The sequence below is a fragment of the Allobosea sp. P2_B12 genome (genome assembly GCF_056404835.1).
In genome coordinates, this window is sequence record NZ_JBFUDG010000001.1 from 19520 (window position 1) to 44191 (window position 24672).

The following is a 24672-nucleotide window of genomic DNA, read 5'->3' on the forward strand; positions in this document are numbered from 1 at the left end:
GTTAACCCTTCATTGACAGAGTGATTCGTCACGATGGCGCATCTCTCGCGCCGCGCCTGAAGGGAAGCCAAGCATGGTCTCGCGCGCCGAACCCTCTCTCAGCGGCCGCTGGTGGTGGTCGATCGACCGCGTCATCCTGAGCGGCCTGGTGGCGCTGATGGTGTCGGGCGTCGTGCTGCTGATGGCGGGCGGTCCGCCGGTGGCGGAGCGGCTCGGGCTCTCGACCTTCCACTTCGTCAACCGGCAGGCGGCCTATCTCGTCATCGCGATGACGATCTTTATCGGCGTCTCCTTCATGACGCCGCGCCAGGTTCGCCGGTCGGCGCTGCTGATCTTCACCGTCTCGCTCGCCATGGTGGTGGCGACGCTGTATCTCGGCATCGAAGTGAAAGGCGCGCGGCGCTGGCTGACGCTGGGCCCGCTCGGCTCGGTCCAGCCTTCCGAATTCATCAAGCCGGCCTTCGTCGTGCTGGCCGCCTGGGCTTTCGCCGAAGGCGGACGGCGTCCCGACCTGCCGGGCACATGGCTTGCCTTGCTGTTGCTGCCGGCGACGATCGCGCCGCTCGTGCTGCAGCCCGATTTCGGCCAGACCATGCTGGTTACGCTGGTCTGGGCCGGCCTGTTCTTCGTCGCCGGGCTGCACTGGTTCTGGGTGCTGGGGCTGGGCGGCGCAGGGGCCTTCGGCATCCTGATCGCCTATCAGCTCGTGCCGCATGTGCGCGCCCGCATCGAGCGCTTCATGGACAAGGGCTCGGGAGACACCTTCCAGATCGACACGGCGCTGGAAAGCTTCGCCCAGGGTGGTTGGTTGGGTAAGGGGCCCGGCGAGGGCACCGTCAAGCGCATCCTGCCCGACGCCCATACCGACTTCATCTTCGCCGTCACGGCCGAGGAGTTCGGCATCGTCGTCTGCATCCTGCTCGTGATGCTGTTTGCGCTGATCGTGTTGCGTTCGCTCGCGGTGGCGCAGAAGGCCGAGGACCCGTTCATCCGGCTCGCCGTCACGGGTCTCGCATTGCTGTTCGGCATCCAGGCCGCGATCAACATGATGGTCAACCTGCACATGATGCCGGCCAAGGGCATGACGCTGCCCTTCATCTCCTATGGCGGCTCGTCTTTGATCTCGCTCGCCATCGGCACCGGCTTCCTGCTCGCCCTGACCCGCAAGCGGCCGCGCGCCGTCGATTTCGGCCGCTTCAGGACCTGACGCCATGGCACAGGGCAAGCTCGTCATGCTCGCGGCCGGAGGCACCGGCGGCCATCTGTTTCCCGCCGAGGCGTTGAGCCATGTGCTGCGGGCGCAGGGCATCCGGGTGGTGCTGATGACCGATCCGCGCGGTGCCGAGTTCGCCGGCGATTTTCCAGCCGATGCGGTGATCCCGGTGCCGTCGGCGACGCCGTCGGGGCGGTCGATGTCCGGTCAGGCCAAGGTGGCGTTCGAACTGGCCAAGGGCGTGTGGGCAGCGCGGCACGCGGTGAAGGAGACCAAGCCTGCCTTGCTCGTCGGCTTCGGCGGTTATCCGACCGTTCCGCCGGTCCTCGGCGCCGCGCTCGCCGGCGTCAAGACGATGATCCATGAGCAGAATGCCGTCGTCGGACGGGCGAACCGTTTTCTGTCCCGCTGGGTCGATGCGATCGGGACCGGCTTTTCCGAGGTTGGCGGCCTGTCGCCGACAGCCAGCGCCAAATGCAGCCATGTCGGCAATCCGGTGCGCCCGGCCGTTGTCGCGGCGGCATCGCCCTATGGCTGGCCGGGCGAGGGGACCTTCCGTCTGCTGGTGTTCGGCGGCAGCCAGGGCGCGCGCATCATGGCCGACATCGTGCCGCCGGCGATCCAGCTTCTGACCCCGCAGGAGCGAACCCGGCTCTTCATCACGCAGCAGGCGCGGACCGAGGATTTCGACCGGGTCAGCGGCATCTACGCGCAGCTCGGCGTGAAATCCGAGATCGCGCCGTTCTTCAAGGATTTGCCGGCCAGGATGGCCAAGGCGCATCTCGTCATCGGACGCTCGGGGGCCTCGACCATCGCGGAGCTGACCGTGATCGGCCGGCCGTCGATCCTGGTGCCGCTGCCGGGGGCGCTCGACCAGGACCAGGCCGCCAATGCGGCCGTGCTCGAAAATGCCGGCGGCGCCGTCCGCATCCTGCAGCCGGAGTTCACGCCGCGCCGGCTCGCCAGCCAACTCTCCGAGCTGCTCAAGCAGCCGGCGCACTTGACGGTCATGGCCGAGAGCGCCAAGAGCGCCGGGATTCCCGATGCCGCCGACCGACTCGCCCGCCTCGTCATCGAGGTCGCCGGCTTCTAGAGCATTTTGTCGTCACGCGTTTCTTCACGCGAACCGGTTGCCCCGCTTCGCTTGAAAGCGCCCTAGGCCCACCAAGGATCCCCGAACCATGAAGCTGCCGGTCGAACTCGGCTCCATCCATTTCGTCGGCATCGGCGGCATCGGCATGTCCGGCATCGCCGAGGTGCTGCACAATCTCGGCTACAAGGTGCAGGGCTCGGACGCCGCCGACGGCGCCAACGTCAAGCGCCTCGCCGAGAAGGGCATCAAGACCTTTGTCGGCCACAAGGCGGAGAATCTCGGCGAGGCGGAAGTCGTCGTGGTCTCGACCGCGATCAAGCGCGACAATCCCGAACTCGTCGCCGCCCGCGAAAAGCGCCTGCCGGTGGTGCGCCGGGCCGAGATGCTGGCTGAGCTGATGCGGCTGAAGAGCTGCGTCGCCATCGCCGGCACTCATGGCAAGACCACGACGACCTCGCTCGTTGCGACGCTGCTGGAAAAGGGCGGGCTCGACCCGACCGTGATCAATGGCGGCATCATCAACGCCTATGGCACCAATGCCCGCATGGGCGAGAGCGACTGGATGGTGGTCGAGGCCGACGAATCGGACGGCACCTTCCTGAAGCTGCCGGCCGACGTCGCGATCGTCACCAATATCGACCCCGAGCATCTCGACCATTTCGGCACGTTTGACGCGATTAAAGCGGCGTTCCGGACCTTCGTCGAGAACCTGCCCTTCTACGGCTTTGCCGTGATGTGCATCGACCATCCCACCGTGCAGGGGCTCGTCGGGCAGATCGAGGATCGCCGCGTCGTCACCTATGGCGAGAACCCCCAGGCCGATTTCCGGCTGATCGACATCGACCTCTCGGGCGGGCAGGCCAAGTTCACGCTGCTGATCCGCGACCGCAAGCGCGGCCGCGACGAGGTCGTGCGCGACCTGATCATGCCCATGCCCGGCCACCACAACGCTCTCAACGCCACGGCTGCGATCGCGGTGGCCTATGATCTTGGTATCCCGGTGGAAAGCATCCGGGCGGCGCTGGCCGGCTTCGGCGGGGTGAAGCGCCGCTTCACCAAGACCGGCGAATGGAACGGCGCACTGATCTTCGACGATTACGGCCACCACCCGGTCGAGATCGCAGCCGTGCTCAAGGCGGCGCGGGCCTCGACCAAGGGCAAGGTCATCGCGATCGTGCAGCCGCATCGCTATACACGGCTCGCCAGCTTGTTCGATGATTTCGCCGCCTGCTTCAACGATGCCGATACGGTGATCGTGGCCGACACCTATGCGGCCGGCGAGGCGCCGCTCGCCGGCGCGGACCGCGATTCGCTGGTGTCTGGCATCAAGGCACGCGGCCATCGCCACGCGCTGCCACTGGACGCGCCTGCAAGCCTCGCCGGCATGGTCGCCGAGGTCGCTGGACCGGGAGATTATGTGGTGTTCCTGGGGGCGGGCAACATCACGCAATGGGCTTATGCGCTGCCGGGCGAGCTCGCGGCGCTGAAGGGCTGAACCTCACCGCTTGATCCTTCTCCCTTCGGGCGAGATCGGCTAAAGCGAGCGCCATGACCTTCCCCGACATCTCCCCCGACCTTCGCAGTGCTGCGCCCGAGCTGCGCGGGCGGCTGCTCGCCAATGCCGAGATGGCGCCGCTGACCTGGTTCCGGGTCGGCGGGCCGGCGCAGACCCTGTTCACGCCGGCCGACGAAGCCGATCTCGCCTATCTGCTGGCCCATCTGCCGGCGGACATTCCGCTGACCGTGGTCGGGCTCGGCTCGAACCTGATTGTGCGCGACGGTGGCATTCCCGGTCTGGCGATCCGACTCGGCGGCAGGGCTTTCGGCGAGATCACGATCGAGGAGGGCGATCGCCTGCGTTCCGGCACGGCAGTGCCGGATGTGAAGGTGGCGCGCGCGGCAGCCGATGCGTCGCTCGATGGGCTTGCCTTCTATCGCGGCATTCCCGGCTGTATCGGCGGCGCGCTGCGGATGAATGCCGGCGCCCATGGCGGCGAAACGACGGATGTCCTGATCGAGGCGCGCGGCGTGACGCGGGGCGGCGAGATCGTGACGCTCTCCCATGCGCAGATGGGCTTCAGCTATCGCAGCAGCGCGGCTTCGACGCAGGAGATCATCTTCACCTCGGCCCTGTTCCAGGGTCGGCCTGGCGACAAGGCCGAGATCCAGGCCGAGATGGACCGGGTCACGGCAGCCCGCGAGGCGGCGCAGCCGATCAAGGAGCGCACCGGCGGCTCGACCTTCAAGAACCCTGAGGGCGGCAAGGCCTGGCAATTGATCGATGCGGCCGGCTGCCGGGGCCTGCGCGTCGGCGGGGCGCAGGTCTCCGAAATGCACTGCAACTTCCTGATCAACACCGGTGGCGCGACGGCCGCCGATGTTGAAGGGCTCGGCGAGGAGGTCCGCCGGCGGGTCAAGGACCACTCCGGCTTCGACCTACACTGGGAGATCAAGCGGATCGGCGTGGCGGCCTGAGGCTCACGCCACCGATTTGTCGATCCATTCCCGCAGTGCCTCGTTGACGCGCGACTGCCAGCCCGGCCCCAAGGCGCACAGCTTCCGCACAAGGTCGATGTCGAGCCGGAGCAGCGTTCGGCCACCGCTCGGTCCCGACATCTTAACGTCCCGTTAACCATACCCGGCCGAGTTTGCCCCATGAATGGAGCGGCAATCTCGATGACCAAACATGTCGCAGTTCTGATGGGCGGCTGGTCCGTCGAGCGGGAGGTCAGCCTCAGCAGCGGCACGGCTTGCGCGGCGGCGCTGGAAAGCGTCGGCTATCGCGTCACGCGCGTCGACGTTGGACGCGACGTGGCGGCGGTCCTGGCGAAGCTGAAGCCGGATGTCGCCTTCAACGGGCTGCATGGCCGCTTCGGCGAGGATGGCACGATCCAGGGCGTGCTCGAGATTCTCCGTATCCCCTACACCCATTCCGGCGTGCTGGCCTCGGCGCTGGCGATCCGCAAGGACAAGGCGAAGATCGTCGCGGCGGCGGCCGGCGTTCCCGTTGCGCATGGCGTCCTGGTCTCGCGATTCGAGGCGGCCAAGCGCCATGCGCTGGCGCCGCCCTATGTGCTCAAGCCGGTGGACGAGGGCTCGTCGGTCGGCGTTGTGATCGTGAAGAAGGGGCGCGAGCATCCGCCTCAGGAAATCGCGCGTCCGGACTGGCCCTGCGGCGAGACCATGCTGGCGGAAAGCTTTATTTCCGGGCGGGAACTGACCTGCGCCGTGATGGACGGCAAATCGCTCGGCGTGACGGAGATCCGGGCCGCCACGGGGGAGTTCTACGACTACGATGCGAAATACACGAAAGGTGGTTCGATCCACATCTGCCCGGCTCAAATTTTACCAAAAATTTACCAGCAGATCGAAGAGTGTGCGTTAACGGCGCATCAAGCAATCGGGTGCCGGGGCGTCAGCAGGTCAGACTTCCGATACGACGACGAGACCGACACTCTCGTCTGGCTGGAGGTCAACACGCAGCCCGGCATGACCGAAACTAGCCTGGTGCCCGAATTGGCTGCCCACGCGGGCCTGAACTTCGGTGAGCTCGTCACATGGATGGTGGAGGACGCCTCCCTCGATCGGTGAAGACAGCGGTGGCGGTTTCCGCCTCGCGTCTGCCGGTCCCGGCTTCCGGGCCGCAACTGCTCGTTGGCGAGCGGACCGGACGCTGGCTGCGCCGCTCGCGCCGCAGCGCGATCGCGGTGCCGCTGGCACGGCGGCTGCCGCAGCGGCTGGGCACCTGGCTGGCCTTGGGATTCCTCGGCCTCAGCCTCGGCTGCGGCACGGTGCTCGGCGGCCATCTGGAGACGCTGCGGGAAAATTACGGCGAGCCGCATCACATGCTGGCCCGCCTCGTCGGCTTTGGGATCGATCGGGTGACCATTTCGGGCATCGCCGAGCTTTCGGAGGTCGAGGTGCTGGTTGCGGCGGGGATCGATTCGAAGACCTCGCTGGTGTTTTTCGATGCCGACCAGGCTCGCAAGCGTCTGGAGGCCGCTCCGCTGATCCGCGAGGCGGCCGTGCGCAAGCTCTATCCGGGCGAGGTTTCGATCACGCTCGTGGAACGTGCGCCCTTCGCGCTCTGGCAGGTCAAGGGCGAGCTTTTCGTCATCGCAGCGGACGGGACCGTGATCGACAAGATGGATGACGGACGTTTCGCCCACCTGCCCCTGGTCGTCGGCCCCGATGCCAATCATCGGGCGGGCGAATATATCGCGTTGCGCGGCGAAGCCGGTGCGATGGCGTCCCATATCCGCGCCGCGACGCTGGTCTCGGGCCGGCGCTGGACGCTCAAGCTCGACAACGGCATGGATGTGCGCCTGCCCGAAACCGCTCCGGCTGCGGCCGTGAAGCGGCTCGCCTCGCTCCAGGCCGATTATCGCATCATGGACAAGGACCTGCTGGCCATCGATCTGCGCCAGACCGACCGTGTCGTGATGCGACTGACGGAAGAGGGCGCTGCCGCCCGCGCCGATCAGCTCAAGAGCAAGACCAAGAAGAAGGGGGGCGAGGCGTGAACCACGTCACCTCCCAGGGCCTGACGCCGCGGATGCGGCCGCTCTCGTCGCGCAAGAGCGCGACCTTGTCGATTCTGGACATCGGCACCAGCAAGGTCGTCTGCCTGATCGCCGAACTGAACCCGGCCGAGGCCAATGAGCGGCTGCGCGGCCGCACCCATGTCGCGCGCATCATCGGCATCGGCCATCAGCGCTCCCTCGGCCTCAAGGGCGGCGCGATCATCGATCTCGAAAGCGCCGAGCGCGCGATTCGGGCGGCCGTCGATGCTGCCGAGCGGATGGCGAAGGTCGAGGTGCAGTCGGTCATCGTCAACCTGACTGGTGGGCGCATCGCCTCGCAGCATTATGCGGCGAGCGTCGATCTGCGGGCTGGCTCCGTTGGCGGAAACGACGTCAAGCGCGTGCTGGCTCATGCCGCGACCCATGCGATCCGGCCCGGCAAGGCCGTGCTCCACGCCCTGCCGACGGGCTATGCGCTCGATGGCGTGCCTGGTGTGCTCGATCCGCGCGGGCTGATCGGCGGCAAGCTCTCGGTCGACATGCATGTCGTCGCCAGCGAAGCCTCTGCCGCGCGCAATGTCATGCTGGCGGTCGAGCGCTGCCATCTCGAGGTCGAGGCGGTGGTGGCGACGCCCTATGCCTCGGGCCTCTCCGTGCTGGTCGACGACGAGGCCGAGATGGGCGTCGTTGTCGTCGACATGGGCGGCGGCACCACCTCGCTCGGCGTGTTCTCGGGCGGGCATCTGATGCATGCCGACGCCATCGCGGTCGGCGGCAACCACATCACCATGGACGTGGCGCGCGGTCTCTCGACCCGGGTCTCGGCGGCCGAGCGGCTGAAGACGCTGCATGGCTCCTGCATTTCTTCGGCCTCCGACGAGCGCGACATGATCTCGGTGCCGCAGGTCGATGACGACGAGCGCGACACGCCCAACCACCTTGCCAAGTCGCATCTGGTGCGGATCATCAAGCCGCGTGTCGAGGAAATCCTCGAACTGGTGCGCGACCGGCTGACCCAGGCGGGCTTCTCGGCCCAGGCCGGGCGCCGGGTCGTGCTGACGGGTGGCGCCTGCCAGCTCACCGGCCTGCCGGAAGTGGCGCGGCGCATCCTCGGCGGCCAGGTCCGCACCGGCCGGCCGCTCGGGATCAAGGGTTTGCCCGAGGCGGGCAAGGGACCTGCCTTCGCGGCGGCGGTCGGCCTGCTGGTCTATCCGCAGGTGGCGCATGTCGAGCATTTCGAGCCCCGCGCGGGGGCAGCGTATTTCGCCACGGGCACGGACGGGTATTTCTCCCGTGTCGGCCGGTGGCTGAAGGAAAGTTTCTAGTGAGTAGCGGTCCGTCGCTTCGCGGCGGGCCACGGCGTCAAACGTAGCAATCGGGACGGCTCCCGCCAGGCGCCGGACAAGAGGATCAAAAGAGGCAACCATGGCGATGAATCTGCAAGCCCCGGACATCCGGGAACTGAAGCCCCGGATCACGGTGTTCGGCGTCGGTGGCGCCGGCGGCAACGCGGTCAACAACATGATCGAGGCCGGTCTTGACGGCGTCGATTTCGTGGTCGCCAACACGGACGCCCAGGCGCTGGCGCTCTCCCGCGCCTCGCGCATCGTCCAGATGGGCCTGCAGGTCACCGAGGGTCTCGGCGCCGGCTCGCAGCCGGAAGTCGGCCGCGCGGCGGCCGAGGAGGTCATCGACGAGATCCGTGACCATCTGGCGGGCGCCCACATGGTCTTCATCACCGCCGGCATGGGCGGCGGCACCGGCACCGGCGCAGCGCCTGCGATCGCCCGCGTCGCCCGCGACATGGGCATCCTGACCGTCGGCGTCGTCACCAAGCCGTTCCAGTTCGAGGGCCATCGCCGCATGCGCATGGCGGAAGCCGGCATCAGCGAGCTGAACGAGGCGGTCGATACGCTGATCGTCATCCCCAACCAGAACCTCTTCCGCGTCGCCAATGAGACGACCGGCTTCGCCGACGCCTTCGGCATGGCCGACCAGGTGCTCTATTCAGGCGTCGCCTGCATCACCGACCTGATGGTCCGTCCCGGCCTGATCAACCTCGACTTCGCCGACGTGCGCGCCGTGATGCGTGGCATGGGCAAGGCGATGATGGGCACCGGCGAGGCGCAGGGCGAGAAGCGCGCGCTGACCGCCGCCCAGGCCGCGATCAACAACCCGCTGCTCGACGACGTCTCGATGAAGGGCGCCCGGGGCCTGCTGATCTCGATCACCGGCGGTCGCGACATGAAGCTCTACGAGGTCGACGAAGCCGCGACCCGCATCCGCGAGGAGGTCGATTCCGAGGCCAACATCATCGTCGGCGCGACCTTCGACGAAGGGCTGGAAGGCATCGTGCGCGTCTCGGTCGTGGCCACCGGCATCGACAAGCCGCAGACCACGCAGGCCGAGATGGACGATACCGAGGCACGCATCGCCCAGGTCGCCGAGCGCCTCAAGGCCGAGGCTCGCCTGCGCACCGCTTCGCCAGCCCGCCAGGCGGCGCCTGCTCCGGCCCCGGTCGAGGAACCGATGGTGGCGCGGATGCCGATCTCGATCGACACCCAGGGCCGCGCCAGCCTGTCCGAGGACATCCGCATCGAGCCGGCCCAGCCGCGCCCGGTGATGACCGCCGCGCCCGCGCCGATGATGCAGCCCGAGCCCGCGCCGATGCTGGAGGACAACTTCATCCCGCCGATGCCGGAGCGTTCCGTGGTGCGCCCGACGCGCATGCCGCGGATCGAGGACCTGCCGATGCCGGCGCAGAACCAGATCGCCGCCAGCCGGGTCGCCCCGGGTGCGCCTGCCGCGCCGAATGCCGCCGACCAGAAGCGCATGTCGCTGATGCAGCGCCTCGCCTCCGTCGGCTTCGGCCGCAAGGACGAGGAGATGCAGGAGCCGCAGCCGATGCCCTTGCGTCAGGCTCCGCCTGCACCTGCGATGCCCCAGGCTCCGAGCGCGGCCCATGCCGAATATATGCGCCGCCCGGCGGCTCCGCCGGCTGCCCGCCCGCCGCAGGGTCAGCTCGACCAGCTTGGTCGTGCCGCTCCGAATCGGGCGAGCGAGGAGGATCATCTCGAGATCCCGGCATTCCTGCGCCGGCAGGCAACCTGAGGCGGAAAGCCCCCTCACGGCCCTCGTAACATTCCCCGGCGCGCGGTGGCGCGTCGGGGTTTTTCTGTGTCGAGAAGCCTAGCAATACCAATTATTTGGCTGGCATTCTCAGGGGCCTGCGCGGCTGTAACAGAGCGAAAGAAAGCGTGATTTTGTGAGTGTGCTTCAAAAGCTTATGTTGCAGTTGCACCACGGGATACCGGAGCCGGGTCAGGCCTAGTTCCACGCTTCAGATTTATCGCCGACGCCCAGCCGCTCTGGTGTTTGAGCACATGAAACGGCGCCGTTCGCGATCAGGATTGGATACCGGAATGAGCTTCGATCGTCAGACGACCCTGCGCGCTGCCCTGACCCTGACTGGGATCGGCGTTCACTCCGGGGCTCCCGCGACGATCTGCCTGAAGCCTTCCAGCGCCAACTCCGGCATCGTCTTCCTCCGCAAGGGGCTCGAAGACGGCCCGGCCCAACTGATTCACGCCAAGCATACCAAGGTCAGCGCGACCGAGCTCTGCACCGTGATCGGCGATAAGGCCTCGGCCTCCGTCGCCACCATCGAGCATCTGATGTCGGCCTGCGCCGGTCTCGGCCTCGACAATGCACTCGTCGAGATCGACGGACCCGAGATGCCGATCATGGACGGCAGCGCCGCCGAGTTCGTTACCGCGATCGAGGCAACGGGCATCGTCGCCCTGTCCGCCACACGGCGCTATCTCAAGATTCTGCAGCCGGTGCGCGTCGAGAACGGCCGCGCCTTCGCCGAGCTGGTTCCGGCCGAGGCCGGCTTCCGCCTCGATGTCGAGATCGATTTCGACACGACGGTGATCGGCCGCCAGCGCAAGGTCTTCGATCTGGAGCCTTCGGCCTATGCGAGCGAGATTTCGCGCGCCCGCACCTTCGGCTTCATGCGCGATGTCGAGCAGCTCTGGAAGGCCGGCTTCGCGCTCGGCGCCTCGCTCGACAACACGGTGGCCATCGGCGACGACAAGGTGATCAACCCCGAGGGCCTGCGCTATGGCGACGAGTTCGTGCGCCACAAGGTTCTCGATGCGATCGGCGATCTCGCGCTGGCCGGTTATCCGATCCAGGGCGAGTTCCGCTCCTATTGCGGCGGGCATCGCCTGAACGTGCGAATCCTGGAGGCCCTCTTCGCCGACCGCGCCAATTACGCGATCGTCGAGGCGCAGCCGGTCTATGCCGCGCCGCGCGCCGTGCAGATGGCTGCGGCCGCGCCGGCCGCCTTCGCGCCGGACGTGCACTGAGCGCGGGTTTCGCTCGCCGCCCCGCCGCGCACATCATCCTGCCGCGCGCGCCTTCCTATTGCCGGGTTTTTGTCGAATAGACGACGCTGCCGCCGTGGGCTTGCGCTTTCGGCAGTGGCGCGCCCGAGGCGTCTGAGGTAAGGCATGCATCCCCACGAAGCGGGGACAATGACAAGAGGACGGACGACGTGAGCGTCATGCGGCTGAACATCCCGACATCCAAGCGCACCGAATCGATCTGGAAGGGCACGGCCCTGGCCCTCGGCGCTGCCTTGTTGCTTGGCGGCTGCGACACCGTCTCGGCGCTGAACCCCTTCGACCGGCCTGAGGTCTACAAGCCCGAGGTCAAGGAAGAGATTCCGGCCGACAAGCTCTACAATGAAGGCCTTGCGCGCCTCCAGAACGGCGACAGCGAAGGCGCGTCGAAGAAGTTCGACGAGATCGACAAGAGCGCGCCGTTCTCGCCCTACGCCAAGCGCGGCCTGATCCTCGCGGCCTACACGAACTATCAGGCGTCGAAGTGGGAGGAGACGATCACCGCCTCCAAGCGCTTCATCGCGCAGAATCCGGCAAGCCCCGATGCGGCCTACGCGCAGTATCTGATGGCGATGTCGTATTTCAACCAGATCCCCGACGCGACCCGCGACCAGGAGCGCACCCAGCTCGCCATCGCCGCCTTCGAACAGCTGATTCAGAAATATCCGAAGTCGGAATATGTGCTTGACGCCAAGGAGAAGCTCTTGGTGGCGCGCGACCAGCTCGCCGGCAAGGAGATGAATGTCGGGCGCTTCTATCTCGAGAAGCGCAACTATACCGGCGCGGTGAACCGCTTCCGCGACGTCATCATCAAGTATCAGACCACGCGCCATGTCGAGGAGGCGCTGATGCGCCTGACCGAAGCCTATATGGCGCTGGGCATCACCGGCGAGGCGCAGACGGCAGCGGCCGTGCTCGGGCACAACTTCCCCGACAGCCCGTGGTACAAGGACGCCTATGTCCTGCTGCAGAGCGGTGGTCTCGAGCCGCGCGAGGATCGTGGCTCCTATATCAGCCGCGCCTTCCAGGGCTTCTCGCGCGCGGTCACGGGAATTGTCGGGTTCGGCGGCCGGATCTAGGCCGCCCTTGATGAGGGTCGCTCGCGCATGCCCCGCTTCCTGAGTCTGCGCTGAGTGCCATGCTGGTCCAACTGTCGATACGCGACATCGTCCTGATCGACCGTCTCGACCTGACGTTTCGCGACGGGCTGAGCGTGCTCACCGGCGAGACGGGGGCCGGCAAATCGATCCTGCTCGACGGTTTTGCGCTGGCGCTCGGCGGTCGCGGCGATGGCGGGCTGGTGCGTCATGGCGAGGCGCAAGGCCAGGTCAGCGCCGTCTTCGACCTCTCCCGCGACCATGCCGCGCGCAAACTTGCCCAGGCGCAGGAGATCGACACTGACGGCGATCTGATTCTGCGCCGGGTGCAGTATGCCGACGGGCGCACGCGCGCCTTCGTCAACGACCAGCCCGTCAGCGTCCAGATACTCAGGATGATCGGGGCGGCGATCGTCGAGATCCATGGCCAGCATGACGACAGGGCGCTGACTGACCCGGCCCAGCACCGCATGATCCTCGACGGATTCGGTGGGCTCGAAGCCCAGGCCGAGGCGGTCGCGGCCGCGAGCGAGACGCTGAAGCGATCGCGGCAGGTCCTGCAGGCGCAGCGGATGCGTGTCGAGGCCGCGCGCAAGGAGGCCGATTTCCTGCGCCATGCCGTGGTCGAACTCGGCAAGCTCGCGCCCAAGCCCGGCGAGGAGGAGGCCCTGGCCTCCGCGCGCCAGGGCATGATGCAGGCGGAGAAGGTCGCCCGCGACCTGATCGACGCCTATGAGGCCGTCGGCGGGCAGGGCTCGCCGATTGCGGCGCTGTCTGCCGTGCTGCGCCGGCTCGAACGCCGAGCCGGGCAGGCGCCGGAACTGATCGATCCCTCGCTCGCTGCCCTCAACACCGCGATCGTCGCGCTGGAGGAGGCGGGTGAGACGCTGTCGGCCGGGATGCGTGCCGCCGAGTATGATCCGCGCGAGCAGGAGCGCGTCGAGGAGCGGCTGTTTGCCCTGCGCGGGGCGGCGCGGAAATACGACGTGCCGGTCGACGGGCTCGATTTGCTGGCGCAGAGCATGGCGGGCGATCTCGCGGCGCTCGACGAGAGCGAGACCTCGCTCGGCCGGTTGGAAGACGAGCTGAAGCAGGCTGAGACCGCCTTCGTGTCGCTGGCGACCAAGCTCTCGGTTGCACGCCATCAGGCAGCAACGAAGCTCGACGGCGCGGTCAAGGCTGAGCTGCCACCGCTGAAGCTGGAGCGGGCGCGCTTCATCACCAAGATCGACAGCGACGGCACGGCGCGCGGCCCCGAGGGCTTCGACCGTGTCGAGTTCTGGGTCGAGACCAATCCGGGCACGCGGCCCGGCCCGATGATGAAGGTCGCCTCCGGCGGCGAGCTCTCGCGCTTCATGCTGGCGCTGAAAGTCGTGCTGGCTGAGCGCGGCTCGGCGCCGACGCTGGTCTTCGACGAGATCGACACGGGCGTCGGCGGCGCGGTGGCGGACGCCATCGGCGAGCGGCTGGCAAGGCTCGCCGGCAAAGTCCAGGTGATCTCGGTGACCCATGCCCCGCAGGTCGCGGCCAAGGCGGCGCAGCACTTCCTGATCGCGAAATCGGCGCTGGAGGGCGACGCGGCCTCGCGCACCGTGACGCGGGTGACCGGGCTGGAGGATCAGGCCCGCCGCGAGGAGATCGCGCGGATGCTGGCGGGGGCGAGTATCACCGAAGAGGCGAGGGCGGCCGCCGGCCGACTGCTGGAGGCGGCCGGAATACGCGGCTGATCTGTCTCAGGCCGCGCTCAGCATGAAGCCGTCGCCCCGGCGTCCTACGGTCCTGAAGCCCTCGATATGCCCGCCCGAAACCAGCCAGCCTTCGCGGCTCGCGCGGTTTAGGATGTCGCGGCGGCTGCGAACGGCCGTCGCCCCGTCGAGATCGTAGACGAGGCCGATGTCGGGATCGCTCGCCTGCAAGGTCTCGAGATGCAGGGCGTCGCCCCAGAGCAGCAGGCTGCGGGCCGCATCCCTGACCAGGTAGCCGCTCTGGCCGTGGGTATGACCCGGCAGCGGAACCCGGTCGATACCCGGCAGGATCTCCTGGAGGCCCGAGACGGCCTCGACCCGGCCATCATAGAGACGCTGCAGCGTTGCCGCGATGGCGAAGCCGCCCCGTCGGTTGTCCGGAGTCTCGGTCCGTTTCGCTTCGTCGCTGAAGAAGCTCAGATCGGCTTGCGGAACCAACACGCGCGCCTTGGGAAAATAGGGTCGGTCACCGTCGAAGAGGCCGAGCGCGTGATCACCGTGAAGATGGGTGATCAGGATGCGCCCGATCTCGTCGCGCGCGATGCCGAGGGCGGCAAGGGCGGCGCGGGCATGGCCATAGGCGTCGCCCCAGGAGGTTCCGGTGCCGGCATCGACGAGGACCAGGCCATCGGCGTCGCGCAGCAGGAAACATTTGACCGGTATGCGCAACGTCGGCTGGCCCCATTGCGTCAGAGCTGCCTGGCGCGCGGCCTCCCCGGCTGCATGGGTGAGCACCTCGATCGGAGCCTCGAAGACGCCGTCATGCAGGATGGTGACGTCGTATCGGCCGAAGCGGCGCGCAGGCTGGGTCATGCGAATGTCCTCGAGGCGAGAGCCATAAGATCGCGAGGAACCGTTCGCAGCAATGCCCTCCTGCCGCTGCGCCGCCATGCGCCATCAGCGCTGCGGGATGAACTGGGCGTCGCTGATAGTGAAGGCGCCATGCGCTGCCGCGACCGTGAACTCCAGCGCACCGCGGCACCCTGCGGGCGCCGAGGCGCCGGGCTTTGCGCAATGCCGCTCCAGATAGGTGATCGTATCCATCGGCATGCCGCCATCGTCGAGATGGACGCCGCCGCTGGAATCGCTGGCCGTGCCGCCGCGCGACATCGAGAAGCCGGAAATCGTGACGTTCTCGACGCGGATGAATGATCCGGCCAGTTCGGCCCGGCGCTGCCTGACCTCGGCCAGCGTCATCATATGCGCGCCGTCCTGCGCCTGAGCCGCCAGCGGGACCTGAGTAGCCAGACCCGTCCCCATCACCAACGCAACGATCGCTGCCCGCATCTGCCTCTCCATCCGAGGGGCGCCGGGATGCCGCGAAGGCTGCGAGTCGTCAAGGGTACGCAAGGTTGCAGAGGCGCCCTGACGTGGCGGAACGCCGCCTCCATTCCCTTTTGCGTCAATCTGCTCTATGAGCCGCATTCAACCGATGGCTGCGAACCGGCTGCGCGTCTTTTTGCGCCCGTGTCCGCTATCGCCCGCGACGTCCTGCGCCGATCTTTTTCCAGCGCCTTAAAACCCCAGGCCCGAGACCCCCATGTCCTTTCTTCCTACGAGCCCGCCGCTCGCGCGCGCGCTCGCCGAACGCAATTATTCCGATCCGACGCCGGTGCAGAACGCTGTGCTGGAGGAGACGGCCGCCGGCCGCGATCTGCTCGTCTCATCGCAGACTGGCTCCGGCAAGACCGTCGCCTATGGCTTGGCCATCGGCTCGACGCTGCTGGGTGACGCCGAGGCCTTCGGCCGCGCCGGCCAGCCGCTCGCCCTGATCATCGCGCCGACGCGCGAACTGGCGCTTCAGGTCCAGCGCGAGCTCGCCTGGCTCTACAAGCACGCCAATGCCCGCATCATCGCCTGCGTCGGCGGCATGGATCCGCGTCGCGAGGCGGCCCTGCTCGACGAGGGCGCCCATATCGTTGTCGGCACGCCCGGCCGCCTGCGCGACCATATCGAGCGGCATCGCCTCGACGTTTCGGCGTTGCGCGCCGTGGTGCTCGACGAGGCCGACGAGATGCTCGATCTCGGCTTCCGCGACGATCTCGAATTCATCCTCAAGACGACGCCGGCGGAGCGCCAGAGCCTGCTGTTCTCGGCAACGTTGCCCAAGGCGATCATCCAGCTCGCGACCAATTACCAGCGCAATGCGCTGCGCATCGAGGTCGCGGGTACGCCGGGCGGCCATGCCGATATCGAGTACCGCGCCATCCGGTGCTATCCGAAGGAAGCGGAGCTCGCCGTCGTCAATCTGCTGCGCTTCCACGATTCGCCGACTGCGCTGGTGTTCTGCAACACCCGCAATTCGGTGCGTCATCTGGAAGCGATCCTGCTGGAGCGCGGCTTCTCGGCCGTGGCGCTGTCGGGCGAGCTCAGTCAGAGCGAGCGCAATTCGGCGCTGCAGGCGCTGCGCGACGGCCGGGCCAAGGTCTGCGTCGCCACCGACGTCGCCGCGCGCGGCATCGACCTGCCGGGGCTGACGCTGGTCATCCATGCCGAGCTGCCCAATGACCCCGAGGTGATGCAGCATCGCTCCGGCCGCACCGGCCGCGCCGGCAACAAGGGCACGAGCGTGCTGCTGGTGCCGCCGTCGCGCCGCCGCAAGGCGGAGATGCTGTTGGCCGAGGCCAAGGTCGAGGCCGTCTGGGCCGGACCGCCGACGCAGGACGAGATTCGCGCGCTCGACAAGGACCGGCTGCTGAACGACCCGATCCTGACCGGCGAGCCGGGCGAGGTCGATGCGGCGATGGTCGAGGCCCTGCTGGCCGGGCGCACGGTCAACGAGATCGCCGCTGCGCTGGTGCGGGTCTACCGCGCGCGTCTGCCTGCGGCCGAGGAGGTCGGTGATCCCAACTTCGCGCGCGACAGCCGCCCCACCCGCAGCCGCGACGACTACGCCCCGCGCGAGGGCGCGCGCTTCGGCGAGAACCGCGAGGATAGCCCGCGCTCGGATGGTCCGCGCCACAAATCCGGTCCGCGTGGCGACACGGTCTGGTTCCGCCTGAACATCGGCCGCAAGGACGGCGCCGATCCGCGCCAACTCCTGCCGATGATCTGCCGCCGCGGCAAGATCACGCGCGACGAGGTCGGCGCGATCCGCATCTTCGACAAGGAGACCAAGGTCGAGATCGACGCCGATGTCGCCGAGCGCTTCTACGAGCTCGCCAAGGCAGTCGACCGCGACAAGATCGTGATCGAGCCGGTGACCGGCGAGGATGAGCGCCGCCCGGCCAAGCCCTTTGCCGAGAAGGCGAGCCACGCGCCGGCAGCCTATGCCAAGCCCGAGCGCCGCGATGACGATCGCCCGGCCAGGGCTTATGAAAAAAAGCCTTATGAGAAGAAGCCGTACGAGGGCGGTGAGAAGAAGCCCTATATGAAGAAGCCCTACGAGCCGAAGCCTTACGAAGGCGGCGAGAAGACACCGTACGAGGGCAAGAAGAAGGCCTACGAAGGCAAGTCGAAGCCCTTTGGCGCGGCGAAAGCCTATGATCCCGTCCGCAGCGACCGCGATGCGCTGTCCGATCCGAACGTCTCATTCCGTTCGGGTCCCAAGCCCAGATTCGACAAGCCCTCTGCCGACAAGCCCTATGGGGACAAGAAGCCCTATGTGGCCAAGCCTTTCGGCGCGGGCAAATCAGGTGGTGGCAAGCCTTTCGCGGGCAAGCCCTTCGGCGGCAAACCCGCTTCGCGCGACGGCGATGCGCGCCCGGCCGGCAAGCCGCCCTTCAAGGGCAAGAAGCCGCGCTGAGACAAGCGCGGCTTCATCGTCTCGGCCTGGTTCCGGCGTGCTCTTGCTCGGCCTCTCTCAGCGCAGGCCGAGGAAGGACAGGATGGCCAGGACGACGACGATCAGGCCGATGATGTAAATGATGTTGTTCATGGAACAGCCCCCGCAATGTGGGCGGGCCTGAAGGCCCGCTGGCAAATGATCAAGCCCGGTCACGCTTGAGCGGCGTGACGCCAGGGAAATCCCTGACGGGGAGTGAACCGGACTTGGCGGGGAATGTTCCCTTGTCTGGATCGTCGATCGCTCAGCCGTCGACGACCTTGCGGTAGAGATGCCAGGTCGCATGGCCCAGCACCGGCATGACGACAATCAGCCCGACCAGCATCGGCAGGCAGCCCAGCACCAGCAGCCCCGTCACCATCAAGCCCCAGATCATCATCACGCGAGGGTTCTGCTCGACGGCGGCGATCGAGGTGCGCACGGCGGTGGCGACATCCACGCGCCGGTCGATGATATGCGGGAAGGCCACGACCGAGATCGAGAAGGCCAGGATCGCGAAGAGCAGGCCGACGGAATTGCCGACCACGACCATGAGCCAGCCGTCCCAGGTGGTGAAGACGGCGCGCAGGAAGTCGGCAGTCGAGACGTCGGCCGGCAGGCCGAGCATGCCGCGATAGATCAGCCAGGCCGAGAACAGCCAGGCGAGGAACAGCCCGGTCAGCATGGCGCCGAGCAGCAGGATCTGGCTGATCGCCGGCGAGCGCGCCAGGGCAAAGGCATGCTCCCAGCCGGAATCGAGCCCGCGTTCGCGCCGGCGGCTGATTTCGTAGAGGCCGATCGCTGCGAAGGGGCCGAGCAGCGCGAAACCGCCGAGCAGCGGAAACAGCAGCGGGAAGATGTTGTAGCTCACCGTCAGATGCGCCAGCAGCACGCCGGCGATCGGATAGATCAGCGCGATGAAGGCGAGATGGCTCGGCTGCTCCTTGAAGTCGTTCCAGCCGCGCGCGAGCGCGTCGCGCAGATCCCACGTCGTGATGGTGTGGATGCGCGGCAGCGCCGGCGCTGCCGCGTGCTCGTCGAAATGGCTGTCGAGGTTGGCCATGGCGTATCTCCCGGTTCTGGCCCGGTTCGCCTTCGCCCTTGACGCTATCCTTGGGTCAACGGCCTAAAGGCGTCGAGCTTCCAATTTGCAGCACGGTCATCATACGCCAGAATCCAAACCTTGTCGCCGGGTCCGAAAGCGAATGCGCGACCGGATCGGCAGGTTGATCCTGACCTTCCGCGACAGCGCGCCGTCGCTTATGAAAAGGCCATGAGCGAGTCCGAGCCCAATCCCATCGCCGACCTGACTCCCCGCCAGGCCAAGGCCGAGCACAAGCGTCTGGCGGCGCAGGTCGAGGCGGCCGACATCGCCTATCATCAGAACGACGCGCCGACGCTGGATGACGCGTCCTATGACGTGCTGCGGCGCCGGCTGGTGGCGCTGGAGGAGGCGTTCCCGGAGCTGAAGGCGGGGTCGGTCAGCGGCAAGGTCGGCGCCCGGCCTGCGGGCAAGTTCGCCAAGATCCGGCATCGCGTGCCGATGCTCTCGCTCGACAATGCCTTTTCCGACGAGGCCGTGGCCGAGTTCGTGCAGCGCGTGCATCGCTTCCTCGGCCGCAAGGACGACGAGCCGATCGCCTTCACCGCCGAGCCCAAGATCGACGGCCTGTCGCTGTCGTTGCGCTACGAGAAGGGCGCGCTCGCCCACGCCGCGACGCGCGGCGATGGTGAGGAGGGCGAGGACGTCACGGTCAATGCCCGCACCATCGCGGAGATCCCGAAGACGCTGGCGGGCGCGGATGTCCCCGATGTCGCCGAAGTCCGCGGCGAGGTCTATCTCGGCCATGCCGATTTCGCGGGGATCAACGAGCGCCAGCGCGAAAAGGGACTTCCCGAATTCGCCAATCCGCGCAATGCGGCGGCGGGCTCGCTGCGCCAGCTCGACGCCTCGATCACCGCCTCGCGGCCGCTGCGCTTCTTCGCCTATGCCTGGGGCGAGATGCCGGTGCTGCCGGCACAGACGCAGTCCGGCGTGGTCGAGGCCTTCGGGCGCTGGGGTTTCCGCACCAATCCGCTGATGGCGCGCTGCGAGACCGTCGAGGCCCTGCTGGAGCGCTACCGTTTGATCGAGAGCCGGCGGGCCTCGCTCGGCTACGACATCGACGGCGTGGTATACAAGGTCGATGACCTCGCGCTGCAGGCCAGACTGGGCTTCGTCTCGCGTGCGCCGCGCTGGGCGATCGCGCATAAATTCCCGGCCGAGCTGGCGACGACCGTGCTGGAGGCGATCGAGATCCAGGTCGGGCGCACCGGCGCCTTGTCGCCCGTCGCCCGCCTGCGGCCGGTGACGGTCGGCGGCGTCGTCGTGACTAATGCGACGCTGCACAACGAGGACTATATCCGAGGCTTCGATTCGAAGGGCGAGCGCATCCGCGACGGCGAGCCGCCCGATATCCGCGTCGGCGACACGGTAACGGTGAAGCGCGCCGGAGACGTGATCCCGCGCGTCGCGGCGGTCGATCTCGGCAAGCGGCCGGTCGATGCCAAGCCATATGTCTTTCCGACGCTGTGCCCGGCCTGCCAGAGCCATGCGACACGGGAGATGAACCCGCGCTCGGGCAAGGAGGATGCGGTGCGCCGCTGCACCGGCGGGCTGATCTGCCCGGCGCAGGCGGTCGAGCGGCTGAAGCATTTCGTCTCGCGCGACGCGCTCGACATCGACGGGCTCGGCGACAAGCAGATCGAGTTCTTCCATGCGGACCCGGACCTGCCCGTGAAGGAGCCGGCCGACATCTTCACGCTGGCGGCGCGCGACGCCGCGAACCTGAAGAAGCTCAAGGATAAGGAGGGCTTTGGCGCGCAGAGCGTGGCGAAGCTGTTCGCGGCGATCGAAGACAGGCGGGCGCCGCCGCTCAACCGCTTCATCTTCGGGCTCGGCATCCGCCATATCGGGGAGACCAATGCGCGACTGCTGGCGCGGCACTACGGCTCGTTCGAGGCCATTCGCAGCGCCGGCGTCGCGGCGGCCGACGAGGCCTCGCCCGAGCGACAGGAACTCGATTCCATAGACGGCGTCGGGCCGACCGTGGTCGAGGCGCTGACGCAGTTCTTCGGCGAGCCGCATAATCAAGAGCTGCTCGACCGGCTGCTGGCGCAGGTCACGCCTCAGCCGCTGGAGGCCGTCGCCTCGGCCAGCCCCGTCGCCGGCAAGATCGTCGTCTTCACAGGCGCGCTCGAGCGGATGACGCGCGACGAGGCCAAGGCGATGGCCGAACGGCTCGGCGCCAAGGTTGCCGGATCGGTCTCATCGAAAACCGATCTGCTGGTGGCCGGACCCGGCGCCGGCTCGAAGCTGAAGGATGCGGCCAAGCACGGCGTCGAGGTGATCGACGAGGCCGGCTGGTTCGACCTCGTCGCCACATAAAACGCCGCCGGTCTGGATCAGCGGCTTTTCAGCTGAATTCCGCTGGTTCAGCGGCTGACGTGGCGACTGCGACCACTCAGCGGTGTCAGTGGCCTGCGGAGCGCTCAAGCCTCCGGCGGAGAATTCAACGCCGAGACGCTGCCGAACAGGGCAGGGCTGCGCCCATCGCCGGCCCGGACCTGGCTTGGAGCCGCGCCGGTGATACGCTTGAAGGCCCGGCTGAAGGAGGCCTCCGATTCATAGCCCAGCCGCCGCGCCACGACGGCGATCCTGAGCTTGTCCTGGACCAGCCACTGCCGGGCCTGATGCATCCGGATCTGCGCGACATAGCGCGCCGGGGTCTCGCCGACGACCGAGGCGAAGCGCTCGGCGAAGCCGGAGCGGGACGCGCCCATCATCCGGGCGAGCGCGGCAACGGTCCAATCCTTGTCAGGCTCGACATGGATGGCGGCCAGCACCCGCCCGATATCGGGGCAGCGCGCCGCCGCGATCCAGCCGGTGGCGTCGCCGCAGCCGCTCTCGACCCATGACCTGATGATCGTCGCGGCCAGCACGTCGGCCAGCCGGGCGAGGATGCCGCCGGCGCCGACGCGGTCCATCGCGACCTCGCGCGCCATCGCCTCGAGCAGATGGGGTATGCCGGGCTCTATGGTGGTCAGCTCAAAACTGCGCATCAAATCCGGCATCATCCGCAGCAGCGGATGCGACGCATCGATGTTGAAGACCATGCTGCCGCTGAAGAGCAGCGTCCGCTCGCCGCTTCCACCGCCCTTGAGTTCGAAGATGTTGCCGCAGAGCTTCTCGACCTGACAGCTGCCGGGCGCGACGGCCTCGGCATCGGGCGAGCTCGCCAGGACATGGGCCGCACCCCGCGGCAGCAGCACCGCATCGCCGTCGTTGAGCTTCACCCATTCCTGCGCAGGCGTCAGCAGCCAGCAGCTGCGCTGCGAGACGAAATAGAACCGCGCCGCCGTCTGCGCCGGAAAGGCGATGCTCCACGGCGCCGACATCTCGCAGCGGCCGTAATCGACCCCGTCCAGCCGCAAGCCCCGCAGCATCACGGTCAGCGGGTCGTTTGAATGCATTGCAGCATTTTTGGACGAATGGTCACGCATTGTGGCGGATATAGCATGGAAGCTCCAAGCGGTCACGCCCATCTTGCCGGCCAACCCCTGGAGATGCCCATGTCCGATTCAGCATCCATCGCAGCACCGCTGCTCGATCCGCCCTCAGCCGCCCATGATCGCAGCGATCCCGCCTGGGCGGCGGTCTTCTCGCTCACGCTCGGCGTGTTCGGCCTGGTCACCGCCGAATTCCTGCCCGCCAGCCTGCTGACGCCGATGGCGACCGATGTCGGCGTCTCGGTCGGCGTTGCCGGGCAGGCGGTGACGGCAACCGCCGTCGTCGGTGCCATCGCTGGGCTCGCCACCGCGATCGTGACGCGGGGCATCGACCGGCGCATCGTGATCTGGGCGCTGACCGGCTCGCTGATCCTGTCGAGCCTGCTCGCCGCAGCCTCGACCAACCTGACGACGCTGCTCGCGGCGCGCGTCCTGCTCGGCATCGGGCTCGGCGGGTTCTGGTCGATGGTCGCGGCGACCGCGATGCGGCTGGTTCCGCCGAGCGCCTTGCCGCGCGCCATGGCACTGGTCTTCACCGGCGTTTCGGTTGCGACCGTCAGCGCCGCGCCGATCGGCGCCTATCTCGGCGAGCTTCTCGGCTGGCGGGTCGTGTTCGTGTTCTCGGCCGTGACCGGTGTCGTGGCGCTGGCCGTGCAGATCGCGACGATGCCGCGACTACCGGCGCAGGGTTCGCCGGATGTGGGCACGCTGTTTCGGCTGCTCGGCCGCCCCAGCATCGCGCTCGTGCTTGCCGGGATCGTGGTGGTGATCTCCGGCCATTTCGCTGGCTTCACCTATATCCGGCCGTTCCTGGAGCAGATTCCGCGGCTGTCGGTCGAGGCCATCTCGCTCGTCCTGCTCGCCTATGGCATCGGCGGATTCTTCGGCAATTTGGCCGGCGGCGCCATCACGGCGCGCAGCGCCAAGGCCTCGGTGATCTTCGGTGCGTTCCTGGTCGCGGCGATGGGGATCGTGTTGTTGCTGGTCGGTTCTTCGCCGCTTGGCTCCGCCATCGCCGTCGGCGTCTGGGGCTTCGCCTTCGGGGCCCTGCCGGTCGGCTTTCAGACCTGGCTGGTGCGCGTGACGCCGGAAGAAGAGGCCGAGTCGGCCGGCGGACTGCTCGTTGCCGCGTTCCAGATCGCTATCGCCAGCGGTGCCGTCTTTGGCGGGCTTCTGGTCGATGGTTTCGGGACGCTCGGCGTCATCGGCTATGCGACCGCGGCGACGCTGATTGGCGGTATCGGCGTGCTGGCACTGGGCTCGAAGAGTGCCGAGCGGATCGCGACAGGCAAGGTCGCCGCGACGCACTGACCACGGATATCGTGCCCGAAGCACGACCGCCGGATGATCGGGCGCATGAATGCGCCCGATCACTTTTCTTCAAGACAGCCCCCAGGCGTTCCGCTGTATCCTGCGGTCATGGATCTGATCAGCCAAGGCGAAGCGCTCGCCCAGACGCCACTGCTGCCGGGCGAGCATGCGCGCATCTTCACAGCCGCACGTTTCGACGGGCTCGAATTCCTGTCGGCGCAGTTCTCGACCCATGCCTATGCGCCCCATGTCCACGAGACCTATGCGGTCGGGACGATCGAGGCCGGCTGCGAGATCTGGCATGCGCGCGGCAGGCGGATGTATGCCGGGGCGGGCGATGTGGTCTTCAACCATCCCTTCGACGTTCATGACGGCCTGCCGCATGAGGGCGGCTACCGCTACCGGATGAGCTATCCGACGATCGAACTGATGCGCGAGATCGCAGCCTCGCTGATGCAGCGCGACGATGTCGGGACGCCGTTCTTCCACGAGCCGATGGTGCGGGACCCGGATGTGTCGGCGCTGTTCGCCGCCGCCCATCGACTGCTCGACGAGGGCAGCGATCTGCTGGCCGGCGAGGAGGCGCTGCTGCGCGCCTATGGTTCCTGCCTGGCGAAGCATGCCGATCTCACGGTGCGGGATGTCGGGCGCGAACAGGGGCCGGTGGCACTGGCCAAGGCGATGCTCGAGGCGCGCCATGACGAGGACCTCTCTCTGGCCGATCTCTCGCGCGCCTGCGGCCTGCCGCGCCATCACCTGATCCGCGCCTTCCGGCATGAAACGGGGCTGACGCCGCATGCCTGGCTCGTCGATGTGCGGGTGCGGCGGGCGCGCGACCGGCTGCGGCGCGGAGAAGCGCCGGGCGCGGTCGCGGCCGCCACCGGCTTCTGCGACCAGGCGCATCTGACGCGCACCTTCAAGGCGCGGCTCGGTGTCACGCCCGGCGCCTTCCGCGCCGCCCATCTCGCCTGAA

At 67.6% G+C, this 24672-nt stretch carries 21 protein-coding genes; 15 read left to right on the forward strand and 6 right to left on the reverse strand.

Features of this window, described 5'->3' with window-relative positions; all coding sequences use genetic code 11:
- The first annotated feature begins 73 nt into the window (after positions 1-73).
- The 4 genes from AC1DYU_RS00095 (at position 74) to murB (ending at position 4781) form a co-directional block, all read left to right on the forward strand.
- The gene (locus AC1DYU_RS00095) at positions 74-1207 is read left to right on the forward strand and encodes a peptidoglycan glycosyltransferase FtsW (protein WP_158485942.1); all 1134 of its coding nucleotides are present in this window, start codon (positions 74-76) and stop codon (positions 1205-1207) included.
- 4 nt (positions 1208-1211) lie between these two features.
- Complete coding sequence (murG, locus tag AC1DYU_RS00100) at positions 1212-2306, forward strand: undecaprenyldiphospho-muramoylpentapeptide beta-N-acetylglucosaminyltransferase (RefSeq protein WP_476789889.1); 1095 nt, start codon at positions 1212-1214, stop codon at positions 2304-2306.
- An 88-nt stretch (positions 2307-2394) separates the two neighbouring features.
- Positions 2395-3801, forward strand: a complete 1407-nt coding sequence (murC, locus tag AC1DYU_RS00105) for a UDP-N-acetylmuramate--L-alanine ligase (protein WP_476789890.1) — start codon at positions 2395-2397, stop codon at positions 3799-3801.
- A 53-nt stretch (positions 3802-3854) separates the two neighbouring features.
- The gene (murB, locus tag AC1DYU_RS00110) at positions 3855-4781 is read left to right on the forward strand and encodes a UDP-N-acetylmuramate dehydrogenase (protein ID WP_476789891.1); all 927 of its coding nucleotides are present in this window, start codon (positions 3855-3857) and stop codon (positions 4779-4781) included.
- 3 nt (positions 4782-4784) lie between these two features.
- Here the strand turns inward: murB and AC1DYU_RS00115 are convergent, their stop codons facing one another.
- Positions 4785-4922 (reverse strand): BrnA antitoxin family protein, encoded by a 138-nt coding sequence (locus AC1DYU_RS00115; protein ID WP_476789892.1) that lies wholly within the window; start codon positions 4920-4922, stop codon positions 4785-4787.
- 60 nt (positions 4923-4982) lie between these two features.
- Here AC1DYU_RS00115 and AC1DYU_RS00120 point away from each other — a divergent pair, with 60 nt between their 5' ends.
- The 7 genes from AC1DYU_RS00120 (at position 4983) to recN (ending at position 14059) form a co-directional block, all read left to right on the forward strand.
- Positions 4983-5897, forward strand: coding sequence for a D-alanine--D-alanine ligase (locus AC1DYU_RS00120; RefSeq protein ID WP_158485937.1), 915 nt, complete (start codon positions 4983-4985; stop codon positions 5895-5897).
- An 8-nt stretch (positions 5898-5905) separates the two neighbouring features.
- Complete coding sequence (locus AC1DYU_RS00125) at positions 5906-6829, forward strand: cell division protein FtsQ/DivIB (RefSeq protein WP_476789893.1); 924 nt, start codon at positions 5906-5908, stop codon at positions 6827-6829.
- 32 nt (positions 6830-6861) lie between these two features.
- The gene (ftsA, locus tag AC1DYU_RS00130; protein ID WP_158485961.1) at positions 6862-8154 is read left to right on the forward strand and encodes a cell division protein FtsA; all 1293 of its coding nucleotides are present in this window, start codon (positions 6862-6864) and stop codon (positions 8152-8154) included.
- Between the two features lie 100 nt (positions 8155-8254).
- Positions 8255-9940 (forward strand): cell division protein FtsZ, encoded by a 1686-nt coding sequence (gene ftsZ / locus AC1DYU_RS00135; protein WP_476789894.1) that lies wholly within the window; start codon positions 8255-8257, stop codon positions 9938-9940.
- 311 nt (positions 9941-10251) lie between these two features.
- Positions 10252-11199 carry a UDP-3-O-acyl-N-acetylglucosamine deacetylase gene (lpxC, locus tag AC1DYU_RS00140; protein WP_476789895.1) on the forward strand — a complete coding sequence of 316 codons (948 nt, stop codon included), beginning with the start codon at positions 10252-10254 and terminating at the stop codon, positions 11197-11199.
- A 197-nt stretch (positions 11200-11396) separates the two neighbouring features.
- The gene (locus AC1DYU_RS00145) at positions 11397-12314 is read left to right on the forward strand and encodes an outer membrane protein assembly factor BamD (RefSeq protein WP_158485960.1); all 918 of its coding nucleotides are present in this window, start codon (positions 11397-11399) and stop codon (positions 12312-12314) included.
- Between the two features lie 59 nt (positions 12315-12373).
- Entirely contained in the window at positions 12374-14059 is a 1686-nt protein-coding gene (gene recN / locus AC1DYU_RS00150; RefSeq protein ID WP_158485933.1) for a DNA repair protein RecN, read from the forward strand.
- Between the two features lie 6 nt (positions 14060-14065).
- Here the strand turns inward: recN and aidB are convergent, their stop codons facing one another.
- Complete coding sequence (gene aidB / locus AC1DYU_RS00155; protein WP_476789896.1) at positions 14066-14890, reverse strand: AidB family quorum-quenching N-acyl homoserine lactonase; 825 nt, start codon at positions 14888-14890, stop codon at positions 14066-14068.
- Between the two features lie 84 nt (positions 14891-14974).
- Positions 14975-15364: a hypothetical protein gene (locus AC1DYU_RS00160; RefSeq protein ID WP_476789897.1), complete on the reverse strand. Its 390-nt coding sequence runs from the start codon at positions 15362-15364 to the stop codon at positions 14975-14977.
- A gap of 253 nt (positions 15365-15617) precedes the next feature.
- Between AC1DYU_RS00160 and AC1DYU_RS00165 the strand changes: the two genes are divergently transcribed.
- Positions 15618-17822 carry a DEAD/DEAH box helicase gene (locus AC1DYU_RS00165; RefSeq protein ID WP_476789898.1) on the forward strand — a complete coding sequence of 735 codons (2205 nt, stop codon included), beginning with the start codon at positions 15618-15620 and terminating at the stop codon, positions 17820-17822.
- A 57-nt stretch (positions 17823-17879) separates the two neighbouring features.
- Here AC1DYU_RS00165 and AC1DYU_RS00170 read toward each other — a convergent pair whose 3' ends face one another.
- Both AC1DYU_RS00170 and AC1DYU_RS00175 read right to left on the reverse strand, forming a co-directional pair.
- Complete coding sequence (locus tag AC1DYU_RS00170) at positions 17880-18017, reverse strand: hypothetical protein (protein WP_476789899.1); 138 nt, start codon at positions 18015-18017, stop codon at positions 17880-17882.
- 88 nt (positions 18018-18105) lie between these two features.
- Positions 18106-18903, reverse strand: a complete 798-nt coding sequence (locus AC1DYU_RS00175) for a DUF2189 domain-containing protein (RefSeq protein WP_158485929.1) — start codon at positions 18901-18903, stop codon at positions 18106-18108.
- Positions 18904-19113: 210 nt separating this feature from the next.
- Here AC1DYU_RS00175 and ligA point away from each other — a divergent pair, with 210 nt between their 5' ends.
- The gene (gene ligA, locus AC1DYU_RS00180; RefSeq protein ID WP_476789900.1) at positions 19114-21267 is read left to right on the forward strand and encodes an NAD-dependent DNA ligase LigA; all 2154 of its coding nucleotides are present in this window, start codon (positions 19114-19116) and stop codon (positions 21265-21267) included.
- Between the two features lie 104 nt (positions 21268-21371).
- On the opposite strand, the gene AC1DYU_RS00185 is transcribed toward ligA, so the two are convergent.
- The gene (locus AC1DYU_RS00185; RefSeq protein ID WP_476789901.1) at positions 21372-22382 is read right to left on the reverse strand and encodes an AraC family transcriptional regulator; all 1011 of its coding nucleotides are present in this window, start codon (positions 22380-22382) and stop codon (positions 21372-21374) included.
- A 69-nt stretch (positions 22383-22451) separates the two neighbouring features.
- On the opposite strand from AC1DYU_RS00185, the gene AC1DYU_RS00190 reads away from it, so the two are divergent.
- Positions 22452-23699 (forward strand): MFS transporter, encoded by a 1248-nt coding sequence (locus tag AC1DYU_RS00190; RefSeq protein ID WP_476789902.1) that lies wholly within the window; start codon positions 22452-22454, stop codon positions 23697-23699.
- 108 nt (positions 23700-23807) lie between these two features.
- The gene (locus tag AC1DYU_RS00195; RefSeq protein WP_476789903.1) at positions 23808-24671 is read left to right on the forward strand and encodes an AraC family transcriptional regulator; all 864 of its coding nucleotides are present in this window, start codon (positions 23808-23810) and stop codon (positions 24669-24671) included.
- Position 24672 lies beyond the last annotated feature (1 nt).